15 protein-coding genes are annotated in these 16,233 nt (G+C 33.2%); 2 read left to right on the forward strand and 13 right to left on the reverse strand.

Annotation, left to right across the window (positions count from 1 at the left end; all coding sequences use genetic code 11):
- Positions 1–46: 46 nt before the first annotated feature.
- The 9 genes from PR834_RS08245 to PR834_RS08285 form a co-directional block, all read right to left on the reverse strand.
- Positions 47–1,651, reverse strand: a complete 1,605-nt coding sequence (locus PR834_RS08245; RefSeq protein ID WP_272536577.1) for a DUF6056 family protein — start codon at positions 1,649–1,651, stop codon at positions 47–49.
- Entirely contained in the window at positions 1,644–2,582 is a 939-nt protein-coding gene (locus PR834_RS08250; RefSeq protein ID WP_136134889.1) for a glycosyltransferase family 2 protein, read from the reverse strand. The genes PR834_RS08245 and PR834_RS08250 overlap by 8 nt, the downstream gene beginning before the upstream one ends.
- Positions 2,579–2,944: a GtrA family protein gene (locus PR834_RS08255; protein WP_110592608.1), complete on the reverse strand. Its 366-nt coding sequence runs from the start codon at positions 2,942–2,944 to the stop codon at positions 2,579–2,581. Before PR834_RS08255 ends, PR834_RS08250 begins: the two co-directional genes overlap by 4 nt.
- A gap of 294 nt (positions 2,945–3,238) precedes the next feature.
- Positions 3,239–3,571 (reverse strand): DMT family transporter, encoded by a 333-nt coding sequence (locus PR834_RS08260; protein WP_371021498.1) that lies wholly within the window; start codon positions 3,569–3,571, stop codon positions 3,239–3,241.
- 91 nt (positions 3,572–3,662) lie between these two features.
- A complete protein-coding gene (locus PR834_RS08265; protein ID WP_262961082.1) occupies positions 3,663–4,964 on the reverse strand; it encodes an HdeD family acid-resistance protein in 1,302 nt (433 codons plus the stop codon).
- Between the two features lie 27 nt (positions 4,965–4,991).
- Positions 4,992–6,266 carry an MASE1 domain-containing protein gene (locus PR834_RS08270; protein WP_262961083.1) on the reverse strand — a complete coding sequence of 425 codons (1,275 nt, stop codon included), beginning with the start codon at positions 6,264–6,266 and terminating at the stop codon, positions 4,992–4,994.
- Positions 6,267–6,690: 424 nt separating this feature from the next.
- Entirely contained in the window at positions 6,691–7,377 is a 687-nt protein-coding gene (locus PR834_RS08275; RefSeq protein ID WP_272536608.1) for an outer membrane protein, read from the reverse strand.
- Between the two features lie 766 nt (positions 7,378–8,143).
- On the reverse strand, positions 8,144–9,163 hold the full coding sequence (locus tag PR834_RS08280) for a glycosyltransferase (RefSeq protein ID WP_172766924.1): 1,020 nt from the start codon (positions 9,161–9,163) through the stop codon (positions 8,144–8,146).
- Positions 9,164–9,441: 278 nt separating this feature from the next.
- Positions 9,442–10,185: a glycosyltransferase family 25 protein gene (locus PR834_RS08285; protein WP_115166924.1), complete on the reverse strand. Its 744-nt coding sequence runs from the start codon at positions 10,183–10,185 to the stop codon at positions 9,442–9,444.
- Positions 10,186–10,561: 376 nt separating this feature from the next.
- Here PR834_RS08285 and PR834_RS08290 point away from each other — a divergent pair, with 376 nt between their 5' ends.
- Both PR834_RS08290 and PR834_RS08295 read left to right on the forward strand, forming a co-directional pair.
- On the forward strand, positions 10,562–10,756 hold the full coding sequence (locus PR834_RS08290; RefSeq protein ID WP_254178908.1) for a hypothetical protein: 195 nt from the start codon (positions 10,562–10,564) through the stop codon (positions 10,754–10,756).
- Positions 10,757–11,066: 310 nt separating this feature from the next.
- Complete coding sequence (locus PR834_RS08295) at positions 11,067–11,897, forward strand: IS3 family transposase (RefSeq protein ID WP_217007938.1); 831 nt, start codon at positions 11,067–11,069, stop codon at positions 11,895–11,897.
- Positions 11,898–12,171: 274 nt separating this feature from the next.
- On the opposite strand, the gene PR834_RS08300 is transcribed toward PR834_RS08295, so the two are convergent.
- The 4 genes from PR834_RS08300 to PR834_RS08315 all read right to left on the reverse strand — a co-directional run bounded on the left by PR834_RS08300 (position 12,172) and on the right by PR834_RS08315 (position 16,220).
- Positions 12,172–13,542, reverse strand: a complete 1,371-nt coding sequence (locus tag PR834_RS08300; RefSeq protein WP_131680618.1) for an AAA family ATPase — start codon at positions 13,540–13,542, stop codon at positions 12,172–12,174.
- Positions 13,539–14,489, reverse strand: coding sequence for a reverse transcriptase domain-containing protein (locus PR834_RS08305; RefSeq protein ID WP_187710441.1), 951 nt, complete (start codon positions 14,487–14,489; stop codon positions 13,539–13,541). Before PR834_RS08305 ends, PR834_RS08300 begins: the two co-directional genes overlap by 4 nt.
- Before the next feature lie 391 nt (positions 14,490–14,880).
- On the reverse strand, positions 14,881–16,056 hold the full coding sequence (locus tag PR834_RS08310) for a site-specific integrase (protein ID WP_131680616.1): 1,176 nt from the start codon (positions 16,054–16,056) through the stop codon (positions 14,881–14,883).
- Complete coding sequence (locus PR834_RS08315) at positions 16,011–16,220, reverse strand: excisionase (protein WP_068445436.1); 210 nt, start codon at positions 16,218–16,220, stop codon at positions 16,011–16,013. Before PR834_RS08315 ends, PR834_RS08310 begins: the two co-directional genes overlap by 46 nt.
- Positions 16,221–16,233 lie beyond the last annotated feature (13 nt).

Consider the following 16,233-nt stretch of genomic DNA (forward strand, 5'->3'; position numbering starts at 1 on the left):
AGTTATAACCTCTGTGTAATATATTACCACACAGAGGCTGTAATAATTATATTTTGATAGTTACATCAGTCTCGTTATATCTTTTGTAAGAAATCGAATATATATCGGATGGCACTACCGGAATGATAAATCCTACAACATTCATACCGTACAGTGTATCAACTTTTAAGTTTTTATATTCATAGTATTTACCGTTTTTTGTCTTGACTATAAATTTTGTGTCAGGAGTAAATTTATTTACACTATCAAATTCTATTGCTATAGATGTATCCCTTAATAAGGTGTCTTTTCCTATGTAAATATTACTAATACCGGTATTTTCACTATCAGGTAATGGGATTTTTTTACCATTAATAATTACAGAGTAATTGTAATTAATAGGGTATACGTTAACTGAATTTGATAAGTTATAATATTTTCCTGTTGCATTGGGGTCATTATAAAGGTCTATTGAGTCACCTGCTCTTAAAGACTTAGGATAATAGAAATTAGGTATTTTATCTATTTTTTTATTTTCAATTATACTTTTAGATATTTGATATTTTCTTATTTTTTGTTGAGCATTAACTGAGTTGTACGAAAAGACAATTTGTGAATATGAATAAATAAAGCTAACTAAAGATAATGTACTTATTACTGATAGGGTTGATAGAGATATTATACTTTTATTTTTTGTATTTAGGATATGGCTAATAGAGAAAGAGCAAGAAATAATATAAAAAAGATGTGGGCCACTAAGTGCTCTAGTCGGAAATGTTGGCGACACCACCATCGATAACGTACTTAACAATCCTAATATAATGAAAAGTAAAGAAAGATAAAAGTTATTGCATTTTTTGTTTTTAATATATGAGGTTAATAGTACTAAGGAAACTAGTATAGGTATCCATGTTTTACTTAATGCATATGGCAATTTATCAGATAAAAATAACCATATTTTACTCACCAAGCTTAATTCATAAAATTCAGTAGATAAAGCCGCTCTATTGAGATTACCAGGACTAAAAATTAGCACTGAGAACCCTATAAAAACAAGTAATGTAGATAAAAATAATATTTTATTTTTTTCTTTATAATAAAGAAATGAAGAGGTTATTAAGGATGTAAGTAGTACAATCCAAGTAGTATTTTCATTGCTACAGCCTGCAAAGAATGAGACGAGAAGAAGTAAAGTAATGCCTTTTCTTTCTTTAAAGTATCTTATTAATGCATAAATGAAAGTAACAACAAATAGATTGGTTAAAAGATAGTTAGCAGCGCCAACAATCCAGAAAACAATTTGTCCAATATTTGGAATTGTAATCCAGTAAATAAAGAATAAAGTTAAAAACTGGAGGTTGAAATATCGATTTGACTTATTGAGGCTATTGCCAATTTTTGTAATTAAAAATAAAAGAATAGTTACAATAATTGCAATGGTTGTTGATTTTAGTATTTGAGAATCCGTACTAAGTAGTAAGGTACTAAAATAATCAGAGACAAAACGGCCACTCCATGAAAAGTAATGGTTTAAATGAACGGCGATTGAATTCCCTTTGATATAATAAACAAAGTCATCTGACTGCATTGGAGTTAGGTATTCAATTATAAAAATAAATATAAAAGGTATTAGTATAATTAAATTACTTAAGTTAAAAATACGATTATTCATCAGAATTTTCCATTTTTTTTATGTTTTTCAATATATATTTAGGTCGTTGTTTACTTTCAATATAGATACGCCCGATGTATTCACCTAATACACCAATACCAATAAGCTGTACACCACCTAAAAATAGAATAGAAACAAGTAAAGAAGGATACCCAGGAACAGGGTTGCCCCAAATTAATTTATCTACCATCATCCAACCACCATAGATAAAAGATACAAGAGCGACAAATAAACCAATATAAGTCCAAACGCGTAATGGAAAAGTAGAAAAGCTAGTGACACCTTCTAACGCTAAATTCCATAATTTCCAGCCATTAAATTTACTTTCGCCAGCAGATCTCTCAGCTCTGTTATATTCAACAACATCAATTTTTCCACCTACCCATGAAAGAATCCCTTTCATAAATAAATTACGCTCAGGTAATAATTTTATATATTCGACGCTCTGGCGAGATATTAATCTAAAATCGCCGACATTTTCTTCAATCTCAGGTGAGCTAATCTTATTATGTAGCTTGTAAAACCACTCGGCTGTTTTGCGTTTTAACCATGTATCGCTAGAACGATCAGCTCTTTTTGCGAGAACAATATCTGCGCCTTGTTGCCATTTTTCTATAAGTAATGGAATCACATCGATAGGATCTTGAAGGTCTACATCAATGGGAATTACAGCTTCTCCAGTTGCATGCTCAAGGCCCGCAAATAAAGCGGGTTCCTTACCAAAATTTCGCGTGAAGTTTAAAGGGAGCACTAAAGGGTCAGCAATAGCTAATGCATTGATAATATTTTCAGTGCTGTCTTTACTTCCATCATTTATGAAGACTATTTCGATATCATATTGATTAAGAATCGGGTGTTCTCTTACTGACTTATAAAATATAGGGATAGCTTCTTCTTCGTTATAAACTGGTACTACTAATGATATTTTCATTGTGGAGTATCTCTGAAAACAAAGATTTTGGAGTAAAGGAAACCTAATACGAGGCTAATGGAAGAAAAAATTATTAAGGTTGCGATAGGTGGTAATCGTAGTTGGTCAGCGGCATAGCCTGTTAGGTAGCTTAGAAGCCCCATAAATAAGGTAAATGATATGTACCGTGTTGCTGTAGCTTTGGCTTTAAAAGTGAATTTTGCATTAGCAAAAAAGGAAAAACTGACCGCGGCGATAAAGCCTATTAAGTTAGCTATAGCTTGAGAGGTTGAAAGAAATACTGTCAGTAGTCCAAAAATAGACCAATGTATAAGAGTGTTTAAAATTCCAACCGAAAAGTATTTAGTAAATAACTTAATCATTTCAATCATTCGTATTGAGAAGAGAATAAGTAATTTAGTATACCTGAATATACTTATTGATGCAGCATACCAATAAGAAGAGTTTATGTGGAACGCTGTGTTAATCTTACTTTTCGAAACGCTATTTTTCTGGGCTCGATCAGAAAATTGCCACCAATATATTAGTTGAATTAGGGTTTTTACCTCAAGCGTCAGTGGTGAGTATGCGGTTAACCGGTAGCGAAGTTTCCTATATCCACTCTTGTTGAATAATTTCGACCGGTTAAAAAGAAAAAGAGTATTAAATTTATTAACTCAATGAGTAATTGATTTAGAGAACAGCTGGATAATAACAATTCCCAGCGCAATACATGCCAGACCAATTAATGCTGGAAAATCAAGTTTCTGTTTATAAACAAAAAATGATAATGCTGAAACAAGAAATATTCCTGCTCCAGCCCATATCGCATAGGCGATACCAATATTCATACTTTTTACAACTTGGGATAAGCCATAAAAAGAAATGGCATAACCAATAACGACAATAATACTGGGCACCAACTTGGTAAACCCATCAGACGCCTTCATCATGGTTGTCGCGGTTGTTTCAGCTATGATAGACACCATTAAGATTGCGTACACTTTCAGCATAAAAACCTCTTTAACTTATTTAGCAAACATTCCAAAATGACAATTCTAAACTATGTTTGAGATAAAAATGTCATGATAGCTATGAAACTCAACGCCTAAGTAAGCGTTTATACCAAGGGACAGGAACAGGGTGTACAATAGCCCGCAAAGCACGTGCATAATCCATAATTAATCCTGGGGTCCATGCCATCATCAGCGCACGCCGACGAATTTGAGCCGCAATCCATAACTCTGGCATACAAAGTACATTTAAAATCCCGATAAAATCACTTCTCTTTTGCATAGACAAAACACCATCCAACGCAGCTTCCAAACCATATGCAACACTGCTGGAACAGTTTTGATATGTTAGGTTATAAATAGGATACTGGCGATATTTTTCCCAAAAACTCAATAAAGAAGCATAGTTATAAACATTGAAAACAATCTGTCTGTCAGATTCACACCATTCGGATGCTTCAGCTTGATAATTAGGCAAGAAACGCCCCGGAACGTTATTATCAGCGGTTGCTTTTAGTAGCCTGAAAAATTCTGAAGGAGAGCGATCAATATCTTCTTCAGGGTATAAGCTGATATAGAGGTGCGGATAGAGTTCTAGAGATGCATGCCCCGTAGAGATTACCCCCTCAGAATCAACAGCCGCAATATAACGATTAATAATTGGCCGTGGTACAGGACGTTGGTTTGCGGAGCCTTCGGGGGTCCAGATATGAACAGTCAAAATAGTACCTTGTTCAGTTGATCTATTTAAAGTAGGGGACTGTAGGTTTTCCGTTATTGGTCGCGTAGCCCCTTTTTTCTTAAACGATACAGGTAAAGGACGCATCAGTTCAAATATGGATGTTCCTCGTTGGATATGACGGGCTCGAAATGCTAACTTCAGGCATCCAAATCCACTTCCTATCATCAAAAAGCCGATGAAAAAAGAAATTGTTGCTTGGTGATGGGTAAACAGAAAAAAGGCAAACAGCATTTCAATTACGCCCCATAACAGGATTAATTGCCATCCAGGAAAACGTACGATCCAAGCTGATGCAACAACAAATAATCCGGTAATAAAAAAAACAAAACCGAACATCGCTGACAGTAATACATTGCTATATGTTTGATTAATTAAGATAACCAATGCACAGAATAAAAACAAACCACCTTTAAAGAAGAGTATCGTTTTTTGTGTCCCAATTCCACTTGAAGCGACACTTAATGTGATCAGACTTTCAAGTAACAATAGAAAACCAAACAAATGTATTGGAAAAAAAAGAATACCATCAATACCATCAATAAAAATAAAGATACCAATAAAACACCAAAGGAGCCCAATCCCCCAGAGGTAATGTGCTTTTCCTCTGATAAATTCGGCACCGAAAAGTAATAATGCAATTTGTAGCATCACTTATCCTTTGTTATTACATCAATTTTAGGATACTTCACCCAAAATAAACCAATTCCCAACAATCATTATTGGCTTGTTATGACTAAAAATAACACTTCCACGATCTTCTATATTCCACCAACGACCTTCTTTATCTTTCAAATAAAAGGTTATTATTGGAAGAGTGGTCTGAGCTTGCTCTTGTTCCCAATGTCGAGCGAGTTTTTCTCGGTCGTCAGGGTGAATAGATTCCATAATTTGCCTTAGATCGGAAAGGGTTATTAAATCAGCCTTCGGATATGAACAATCTGTATTTCCCCATTCTATAGCACCATTATCTAGATTAAGTTGATATACTAGGTGCTGCGGTTTATAAGCCCCTTGTGTGTCATCAATTCTATGAGTACTTCGAGCGACAACCCGTAAAAAAACCATTAATAATGATATTACGGTCAAATATCCCTGTATTAACCACAGTGATTCATGGCGAAATAGGCCATGAAGGTAAAAAGGTCCTTGCTGATTACGAGTGTAATAGATTGTAATAGTGGCAAGTATTAATAGTGCGATTGATCCTCCTCTGTTTCCCCATAGCATAGACAGGGTAACAGCAAGCAAAATAGGGATGCAGAGTAGTGATAATTTAGCAGTATTACGATGCTGATGAAAATAGGAATAGTATATCTGTATCGCAGTATCATTGAATATTAATATTGTGCTAATAATAAGAAGAATAAAAACAATACTTCCCCAAATTATATTAATTTTGAAAGAAGGCACCACCCTTTTGAAATGGGTATTAATTAGCCCCATAATCACTGTTGTCGCAAATATGTTGCCAGTAATATCAGCAATAAAACCATCCCAGAAAATATCATTAAGTGATGTATTATCAAACCAATACAAACTGATAGAAAATAAAACTGCATCTGCAAAACTGACAATTATTACTGCCGATAGCCATAACAATATTAGTTGCAGATCATCTCCTCTCTGAGCATACCTACGGACAATCCAAGCAATAGCAATACAAGAAAGTACAGCTAGAGCGGCGTATATAAGTGAAAGGGTGATTTGCTCATTATCGAAGCCATTCAGAATCAAGTTTAATACAACGAAGCCAATCAGTAATGGTAACCATTGGCGCTTGTGCATACATAAAAAAGCGGTTGTTGCGACACCCGCAGGAAACCAGACAACAGAAATATCTGAATTCTCTGGTGTAAGTATTTCGGAGATTTCACCTGTTACGTAATAAAGTAATAGCCATCCTATTATTACGATTAGTGTGGTCTTATTTGATAGCAAGGATGTTTTCATAGTTTATTTCAGGTTATACATCATAAAGTTATGTTTGGCCTTATCTTAACGCAAAAAGGTCTACATCATTTCTCTTTTCAAAAAATATCAAAATGATATCTTGAGGTATAGCTATTACTATATTTTCTCCTGTATTTTTAGGCACTTTTTATTTCTTATTTTAGTATGAGTTCGGCTCTGTAGGTACTTCAATGAACATTACGCTCCCAGTCAAAGCCAATAGCACCCCAAATCTGAATTTTTTAAAAGATAAAACATGGCTTGTTGTTTTCATAGACAGCTATTCGTGAAAGATACCCAACGTCATATAAAGCAATACTCGAGCAATAATGGCAAAAATTGAACGTGTTCACCACAATTAAAAATAGCTAACAAGAGTTAGCTATTTTTGAGACATTACCAATGAGATAACACTATAAAAATACTAAAATAAGTATCTGACACCAAATACAACTTCTTGAGACTTAAGGTGTGCTTTCATTTGCTCGTCTTGTAAGCCTCGAGCATTAGCAAATCGGTTCATGCCACTTTCAATTTTACCTAGATCCACATAACGGTAGCCTAAATCAAAATTAAGTTTATTAATAGGTTCATAGCTGACGCCAGCACCGAGAGAATATACCAAGTTTGTATCAGTGTTACTTGCGTATTGACGTGAAACATTTCCTTGCCATCCAGACGATTTAACTTTTGCGATACCAACACCAACGGTTCCATAAATAGAAACTCCCTGATAAATTTCATAATCACGATAAGCATTTAGCATTAATCGTTGGGGCTCTGTTTTATGGTGGTTCAAGCTGGTCAGGAAAGTTGTCGATCCACTAGTATACTCTGCTTTTTTATTAAAAGTATATTCCGCTTCTGTACGCCAACCATTACCAAATTGATAGCCAGCAGCTAAAGAGCCATTATAAAAATCATCTTTATCATCACCCGAGACAAATTGACCAATGCCTGGTCTACTACTGGTGTCCATATTATCTGCTTTTTGCCATACCTTAGAGAGCCGTGCAGCAGCATAATAGCCTTCATTATTCGTAGAGGCTAAGGCATTTCCACCTGCACTTCCAAATACAGCAATTACTAACAATAAGTGTAATTTAGCAATGTTATAATTTCCTTTGTTTACTATATCGAGGTGGGATTATTGCAGGTCATGGTTATTAGTAAAGGAGGGTTATTTGATTGAAATGTTCAATTTATTTCAACAAGATAATATAGATGTTACTTGGATTATCGCATTCAGCATGAAATTAGCATTTCATCTTCTAATTAATGCTTCATATTGCTAAGATTTTTATCCTTAAAAGATATAAAACTTGCCGTTCTTTTTTGCTGGCGGGGTTGAACCCGTGTCCGTAATTTTTTAATTGGTTGATTATTAAAGGGTATCTTTACTAAGCTTCAATCATGTGCACTTGGCGTGCACATGGAGGTCATTGTGTAAGTACTTTGGAGGTATTTTACATTCAGTTTATACGGCTTGATTTATAGAGAAAATATTCATAAATTCTTTTTTTAGCTGAATAGCTATTTCTCTATAATCAATTTCATTATTTTTACTATTCTTATGCATAAATAAACGTTTATCTCTCATTATATCTGAAAAGTAGAAATCTATTTTTTCTCTAATAAGAAGCTCACATAAATATGTTTTTGATGTATCTAAAACTTGGACTGGTTCAACTTCGAGCAATGATGTGCACACTTATACCTATTCAGGGAATACGGAAACTTAGGTTTAGGAACAGCTTTGGTAGTAACAAACGCCTATATCATGCTGATGGGGCGGTATCGAGTTAGTTAAAACTAATAACTACAGAGATACATTATTGTTTGGCTTTCTATTTTTTAATTGTGAAAGCCAAATATTATTACCTCTTTTTCCCTTTTATTTTTAAAATCGTGTATAGAACATAATGATAAAATGATGATAAATATTTTTCTTTGTATCTAAAGTGCTTAGACGCATACTTGTGGTGTGTGATATTTTGAGGTGTCATTAAATCTATATCTTTCCATGGAGATTTTTCTTTGGCGTTTAGGAAGCAACGAACTTCATGATAATACTTAGACCAATTATGCCAAGGTTTAGTCGAACCAATGAAGTGTACAAAAACAGCATTAGAAATATCGTTGTTTTTCTTATGCTTATATCTATCATTTAAGTTTATTCTATGATTAAAAATATTATCTAATTTTAACCAATCACCATGAACAGCGATGTTAATAGCATCTTGGTCATAATATTTGATAACTGGTTGTAATTTTTTATCAGTAAATACTGACATTGATTTTTCAGTTAGCTGCCTATAATTCCACTCATCAGGGTTTATCAGCATAACGCCCGAGTTAAAATATCCTTTTTTAATCCCTTCAACGTTAAATAAGTTAGCCATTTCTACCGAATGAGGCTCACTGATATCCATAACAGCAGCGATAGGCATAGAGGATAAATTTAGTGATTTAAGAATTTGAATACTTCCGGTGCAAACCACATCAGAATCCAAATACAAAACTTTGTCACATTTCTTATAAAAATAGTCGGCAATAATAAGCCTGAAATAAATAGCATGGGACCATACCTGGTTTGTTGGTAGTTTTTTTAATATATCCATATTTAACGTATGGAGTGTGACGCTAGTTTTGTACTGCTTACTAATTTGACTAAATAGTTGAATATCTTTATCGCTTAAAAAGTCAGTAAAAACATGAAAGTGGAAATTTATATCTTTATTATTTAGCAGAACAGAGACAATGGATACTCCTGTGCCGAACAAGAAATTTTTATCGGCACCATATGCAACATTAAATTTTTTCTTTGATAAATCTTTATTTACATCTTTGTTGGTGAATGACGTTTTTCCCTGTACTGCATTTTCAAAAAAAATCATTTATGTATCCAATTTATGTTTAGTTTATCATGAATTATAGCTCTGAAATGAGATGTGTCATAGCCCTTATTATGTGTTTAAATGCTGATTTAGCATAGGTTGTCAAGGTTTTTCATGTTTTTAAATGACATTTAATTAATGGATATAGTACTACATTGGAAAAACTCTAGTATGTAGTGGTATAGTTAACAGATGAAAAATTCTAGTTTACGCCAGTATAAGGAATGATTGGGTCTTAATTAAGATGAAAAGCGCAAAGTTAACTTAACGCATTCCTATCATTCAATATTCTCTTTAATGGTAAAGTAGAATTTCTTTAATAGCATATCTCGTATTCGATAGTATTGATAATTTTTGAACATTTTTTTTAGATTGCTTCTATAACGCTCTCTAGCTTTTAATAAAGGAGCTCTACCTTCCTCCAAGGATGAATTTAGTTTTGATTCATCATCAGAGATAACCAGAGTAGGGATATGCCCATAAATATTCGCGCAATTAAAATATCTAAAATACCTCCACATATCAGACTCATATTTGATGGGGCTTTGAATTTTAATGATGTTTTTTGCTGCTTTTACGTTTATAACATATGCATGGGAGCCAATAGCTTGATAGACTTTAAAAATATTATCATTTAGGTTTTGATTTTTTATGTAACTATCTATTTTAGATAATAAAAATATGTTAGGCTTTCTGATTTTATCAAAAAATTTTATTTGTGAAATTATATCTTCGATGTTATGAGGTAATATAGCATCGTCTTCTAGCACTAATGCCTGTTCGATATTCTCATTTGCCATTTTTTTATAAATAGATAAATGGCTTAGTGCGCACCCAATTTCACCTTTTGTTAGCATGCAATTTGGGTAGTCATGAGTAGCCTTTTTAAGTTCAGTGTCTGATAGATTTTTTCCGTTTACCGCATTGATGAATTCATATTTTAGTTTAGTTTTATCGAGTTGAGCTTGCATTTTCATTCGACGCTCAGAACTTTCTTTTAGGTTGATAATAAAAACAATCACTTGAATACCTAAGTAGGGTTGATTTAATGATGTATTATAGCGCCGAGAATATGGCACTTACACAAATGGCAATCACTGAACCGATAATGACAATTACTCTCAAGGTACATGCCTAATTTTTTAGCTTTTCTATCAGTATGTAAAAAGTAGTAAGCTATTTACACCATCGAGAAAAAATAGAGGATTTATACTATCAAATAGTAACGCTATCTAACAGCAAAAAGCTACCGTTATGGTGTGGCTTATCACCTATTTCAAAATACAAGTTGATATTCAGGTGAAATGAGATATCTAATTTCACTTTTTTACAAAAAAGAAAACCCGCACTTTGAAGTGACCCCCAATAGTTGGACTACCAATTATTGGGGGTCTTTTAATGTCAAAATACAGCCGCGATTTAAAAATTATCATCGCTAACCAATGCTTAGCAGGAGAAGCATCTCGAAAGCTTTCTAAAATATATTCCATATCCTCTCGCCAAATTCGATATTGGGCACAAGTCGTTGCCATCCATGGTGATAAAGTGTTCCTCCCCACTCCCCATTTACGTTGTGCAAAAACAAGGTTATAGGCACTGAAACTTATGTGGACAAATGATTGGTCTAGCGCCATTCTGAACTTAACTACGTCTGGCATCCTCTCTATCTGGCTTGATAGATATAATGAAAATGGATTCAAAGGGCTTGAATGTGGACCTAGAGGAAGACCACCAATGAAACTCCCCCGCACAGCAGCTGTTTGTTCTGACGATGAAAAACACTTGAGGAACTTAAAGAGGAACTTGCGTATCTGCGTGCGGAAAATGCTGTCCTAAAAAAGTTGGAAGAGCTAAAACAAATGAAACGACGACAAACAAAGAAAAAACGTTAGTTGTTTTAGCTCTGAAAGATAAATACCCATTGAATCACTTACTTCATGCCATAAGGCTTGCAAAAAGTGTCTTTTATTATCATGTTAGCGCGCAGAAAAGACCTAAACAGTATACGCAAGAACTTGTGCGTATTGAGAGTATTTACCATGAACACAAAGGGCGTTATGGTTACCGCCGCATCCATTTAACACTGAGAAATGAAGGTATTTTGCTCAACCATAAGACGGTACAGCGGTTAATGAAACGGCTTAACTTAAAATCGACAGTAAGAGCCAAAAAATACCGTTCATATCGTGGTGACGTAGGAAAAACAGCACCTAATCATCTTAAAAGAGATTTTACGGCATCAAAACCGAATGAAAAATGGGTAACCGATGTGACAGAGTCTAAAGTGAATGAACAAAAAGTGTATCTTTCACCTATAATTGACTTATATAATCAAGAGGTTATTGCATATAAAGTGGCTAAAAACACACACTTAACGTTGGTTATAGAGATGCTAAAAAGTGGATTATCTCGATTAACCAAAACACAAAAACCGTTATTACACAGTGATCAAGGTTGGCAATACCGAAACCCTAGCTATCAGAAACAGCTCGCTGATAATGGGATTAAACAAAGTATGTCAAATAAGGGTAATTATTTCGATAGTGCCGTTGCTGAAAATTTTTTCGGGTTATTAAAATCAGAAATGTGTCATGGTCATCATTTTCAAAATGCAGATGAACTCATTGATAAAATTGACGAATACATAGAGTGCTACAATACCAAGCGGATCAAAGTCAAATTAAAAGGCCTGACTCCGGTTGAATATCGAAATCAGGCCTTGCAAGCCGCTTAACTAAAAGTGTCCAACTTTATGAGGTCACTTCAGAATGACCTGAATGAAGTGGGCTTTTAGTAACTCTTAAGTGCGCGGTATTTCGCTGGCGGGAGTTGAACCCGAGTCCGTAATTTTTTAATCTATTGATTATGAAAGGGTATTTTCAGAGAGGGTCAATCATGTGCACTAGACGTGCACATGGGGGGACTAGGGTTGTATTTTTATACAATAAGTTGATTTTTTGTAGTTCATCAGGGCTGTATCAAAAACTTAACGTGAAAAACTTGTAATACTATGTTTTTAAAAAGCAGGTAATTCGTTGTTCAAAAGCTAGAACACCCTCATCATTATCTTTATCTGCTATTGAAAATAATTTCTCTGAGCTAAATCCTGTCCTTTTTATTAATTTTTCATAATACTTTTTATTCCTTCTTTCTGGCTTTCCTTTTAACTCACCGACATATGGTAAATTATATGTCTCATTTTCATCATTATACTTTCTAAATATTTCTTTTTCTACTGAATCGAAAGGTAGAAAAAGTAATTTTGAAACGATATCTTTATTTTTTCTTGTTATCTCTTCTTTTACATCGCCATCTAATATAACTAAAACTTTTTCATCTCTTTCACATAAAAAAGAATTTTCTTTGTTTTTTTTGTAAAAATCAATTACATTTTCACACCCTCCAATACTAATAACTTCTATTTTTTCTTTTTTATTGAATGTTAATGAATTTGTTATTTTCTGTATTTTATCTTCAATGTATTTCTTTAATACATCATCTTCAGTTAAAATATATCGATCGCTACCTTTGAATTCAAACATAACACCCTTGATATAACTATAGCCCCTTTTTTTTAATTCAGTAATACCATTTGAATTTTCAAGGTAATAAATGTTAATTCCAATCTCATCAATAGATTTTAACATTGCAAGAGAATGTGTTGTAAATATAAAAAATTTATCATTGTCTTCACTTGCTTTTTTTAATATTTTTACTAGTCGTATTTGAGCGTAAGAATCTAATGATATATCTATCTCATCTATTATTACTAGTTTAGTTTCTGAGTTTATTATTCTATATAAATTTATTACAAAGTATTCTCCTGAACTAAAGTAATCTTCTCTAATGTAATTGCTGTTTCCTACGATCTTGAAAAAGTATTCTTCACCATTGATTTTTACTGATTTTAGATCGGAAAAATTTTTATATGGATATATGAAAGTTAAAAAATTTATTAAACCACGAGGTATTGAGTATTCGTTAAAAGCAATTTTTATTCTTAGCTCACTATCAATATCGTTTAATTTAGAAAAGGCACCATATCGTTTTCCATATGGAATTGGGAGTTCGACTACTCCTAGATTCTGTTTATTGACTAAGTTTCTACAATCTATTTGCTTGATTGAGGGGTTATATCTGTACTCATAAACTTCATCATCGAAATTAATTAATAGCTCGCTGTTTTCATTGAAAATAAATGGATTTGATGTTTTTACAAATATAGTTGGTTGAAATAAAATTCCCATTGACTTAATTAGGGTTGTCTTTCCAATTCCATTATGGCTGACAATACAGAATATTTTACTTTCACTAAAGTCAAAACTAACGTTAAGATTAGTTAAATGTTGTATTTGATTTATTGATAATTCAAATTTCATTTTATAAGACTCTTTCTAATAAACATTTCCACAATTGTTGAACCATATTTTCTTTTTAGTTTATTTATGTAGCTATTATCAATAGTACTTACATAATTAATTATTCCAGATAAATATCTTTTTATCTCTGTTGTTTCAGAGTCTTTGGAGTGTATATTGTTCAATTTTGACATGTAGTAAAGTTTTGTTTCAATATTATTTTTTAATTTTTTATCAACAGTGATGTGACCATCAGGCATAATACAGACCCCCATTATTTTTCTGAGATTTCCTTTCCTTAATAATTTTGTTTTACTTTTATTTAGAATAAAATTGTCATTCTCTGATGTTAAAATTTGCTGGAGATCATCAAATATAGTATTTTTATTTATATCCCTATTAGAAGATATGATGATATCATCAGCATAGCGTGTATAATAATATTCATTTTCATTTGAAAATAATTTTATTTTAAAGTCAATGTCACTAAAGAGAATATTACTTAATGATGGGGATGTAGATAATCCTATAGGCAGTGTATTGTTATAAGTAACAATATCAACTATTTCGGGTAAATATTGGTTAATGTCAGAAATAATAAAATTGTTAAATTTATTAATTAATTTAACTTCTATAAACTCACTAGAAAATGAAGGGAAAAAATTATTTATATCAGTTTTAAATATAAAATTACTGTTTCTATGAGGCATAACACAGTTTAATACGTTAACACCTTTTCGATATGAAAAGACAACATCATTCATGATCTCTATCCGATTAAAGACGGCTTCATTTAGAAAACGATGGAGTAATTTTAGTTTATTGAAACCTTTTTTGTATGCAATAATTTCCTTACCTTTATAAGTTTTTAACTCTAAATAATCATCTTTATTTAGATGAATTAACTCATTAAATTCCATTGAATTATTAAAATAAATATCAAATATATCTTTTATCTGTACACTCATGTGATATCACTTTTTATATCCTTTGATATTGGTAGTATACCAATATCAATATAAGAAGAACACTAGGAAGCAAAAGAAGAGGGTAAGGTTGGATAGACATACAAAAACCGCCTCATAAGTGTGTAATTTTTCAATTAATTACAAGTTATGAAGCGGTATTGCAAGATATCTTAATGCCTGTAGAGGCCGTTCGCTGACCGGAGATTCTCACTAGTCACGGCATGCAATGAGTATAGCAAAAAAAAAACAGATGTAAATAGAGTGAATACATAGTTACACACATAAGATTTCGTAATGGCGGCTTTAGATATGAAAATTTATTGTATGGTGGTAATGTTAGACTTATTTTCACCATATATATTAACTAGATATATATTTTGCTTATCTTAAGTTAAGTTCGGAGTTCAATATTTTTCATTGCGCTCCCATCATACTCCTTAAGATACCCCCCATAGTGCCTAAACAGCATTTCAGGTCCTTTATGTCCCATTTGTCCTGCTAGCCAAAACAGATTGGCACCTTGGCTTATATGCCTTGTGGCAAAGGTATGTCTAGTTTGATATGGATTTCTGTACCGAATACCTGCTTTCTTCAGAGTTGGCACCCATGCTTTCTTTCTGATTGCGTCAGCGCCTGCCCAAGCTTTATTTGTTTTCGGATCTTCAAAAATCACATCATCTTTTAGGAACGTGAATTGCTTCTGGTTATTTAGGGCGTTCAGGGCTTCACTATTCAGCTCAACTTTTCTAGTACCAGCTTTAGTTTTGGTTTTCTTAATAACACCAACCACGCTGGCGGATTGCACGTGTGCAGTATTTTCTATGAAATCAATATCACTCCATCTCAATGCACATAGTTCAGAGCTTCTTAACCCTGTATTAATGGCAAACTGAAATAAGTTTTTCCATTGCTCATATCTTGCCGCAGTAAGTAGGGCAGAGACTTCTTTAGGTGACAATGGGTCAACAATATAACTGCTTTCATAGTCACTGTTATTTGATTGGTATCTGGAGGCAGATACAAGGCTTACTGGGTTAATTGACACTATCCCATCTGTAATGGCTTCATCTAACGAGCTACGTAAGAAAGAGAGCTGATTACGGATGGTTTTTAATACTGTCGTTTGCTTTTGTATCCAGTTTTTTAGGATCGCGGGTGTTAGTGATGAAACATGTAATTGGTGCAAATCAGACAGGGCACTTTTGCATTTTTTATAACCGCCAATCGTTGAGGGTGATAAATTTCGAGTTTCGCAAATAACTAAATATTCGTCTAAATAATCAATCACTCTTTTTTCGCGATTATTGACGCCAAAAAGTATTAATTTTTTAGAGTTAGGAAAATATTTAGCGTAATTAAAAGTGCCTTTTTCAATGTTATTTTGAATTTCAGCAAGTAGCCTTTCAGCGTATTTAATATTTTTATTATCGACGGTTAGTCTAGAGAGAGGCTCTCTACAGAGCGCCCCTCTATAAGTAAACGTGATAACAATAGTTTGGCTGGTTTTGTTGTTACGAACCGTCACCCCTCTTGGTAGTGCGTAGCCTGTTTGTTTTTTCGCGCCCACTTATTCACCTCAGCAATATCAATCCAACGTTCTTTTGAACCCTCAACTTTTAAAACATGTACACCGACTATCCAATATTGTCGTTGTATGCGTTTATTAATAGATTCCGGTGTTTCTCCATACATATTGCAGTACGCGGAAATAGGCAAACATTCATATAACATAACTTCCTCCTAT

The organism is Providencia sp. PROV182 (assembly GCF_028480325.1).
In the GTDB taxonomy this organism is placed as follows: Bacteria; Pseudomonadota; Gammaproteobacteria; order Enterobacterales; family Enterobacteriaceae; genus Providencia; species Providencia hangzhouensis.

Bases quoted from the DNA above. Each gene is read 5' to 3' on its own strand.
- PR834_RS08245 (WP_272536577.1), bottom strand. From the start codon at position 1,651: ATGAATAATCGTATTTTTAACTTAAGTAATTTAATTATACTAATACCT.
- PR834_RS08250 (WP_136134889.1), bottom strand. From the start codon at position 2,582: ATGAAAATATCATTAGTAGTACCAGTTTATAACGAAGAAGAAGCTATC.
- PR834_RS08255 (WP_110592608.1), bottom strand. From the start codon at position 2,944: ATGATTAAGTTATTTACTAAATACTTTTCGGTTGGAATTTTAAACACT.
- PR834_RS08265 (WP_262961082.1), bottom strand. From the start codon at position 4,964: ATGCTACAAATTGCATTATTACTTTTCGGTGCCGAATTTATCAGAGGA.
- PR834_RS08270 (WP_262961083.1), bottom strand. From the start codon at position 6,266: ATGAAAACATCCTTGCTATCAAATAAGACCACACTAATCGTAATAATA.
- PR834_RS08280 (WP_172766924.1), bottom strand. From the start codon at position 9,163: ATGATTTTTTTTGAAAATGCAGTACAGGGAAAAACGTCATTCACCAAC.
- PR834_RS08290 (WP_254178908.1), top strand. From the start codon at position 10,562: ATGTCAAAATACAGCCGCGATTTAAAAATTATCATCGCTAACCAATGC.
- PR834_RS08300 (WP_131680618.1), bottom strand. From the start codon at position 13,542: ATGAAATTTGAATTATCAATAAATCAAATACAACATTTAACTAATCTT.
- PR834_RS08305 (WP_187710441.1), bottom strand. From the start codon at position 14,489: ATGAGTGTACAGATAAAAGATATATTTGATATTTATTTTAATAATTCA.
- PR834_RS08315 (WP_068445436.1), bottom strand. From the start codon at position 16,220: ATGTTATATGAATGTTTGCCTATTTCCGCGTACTGCAATATGTATGGA.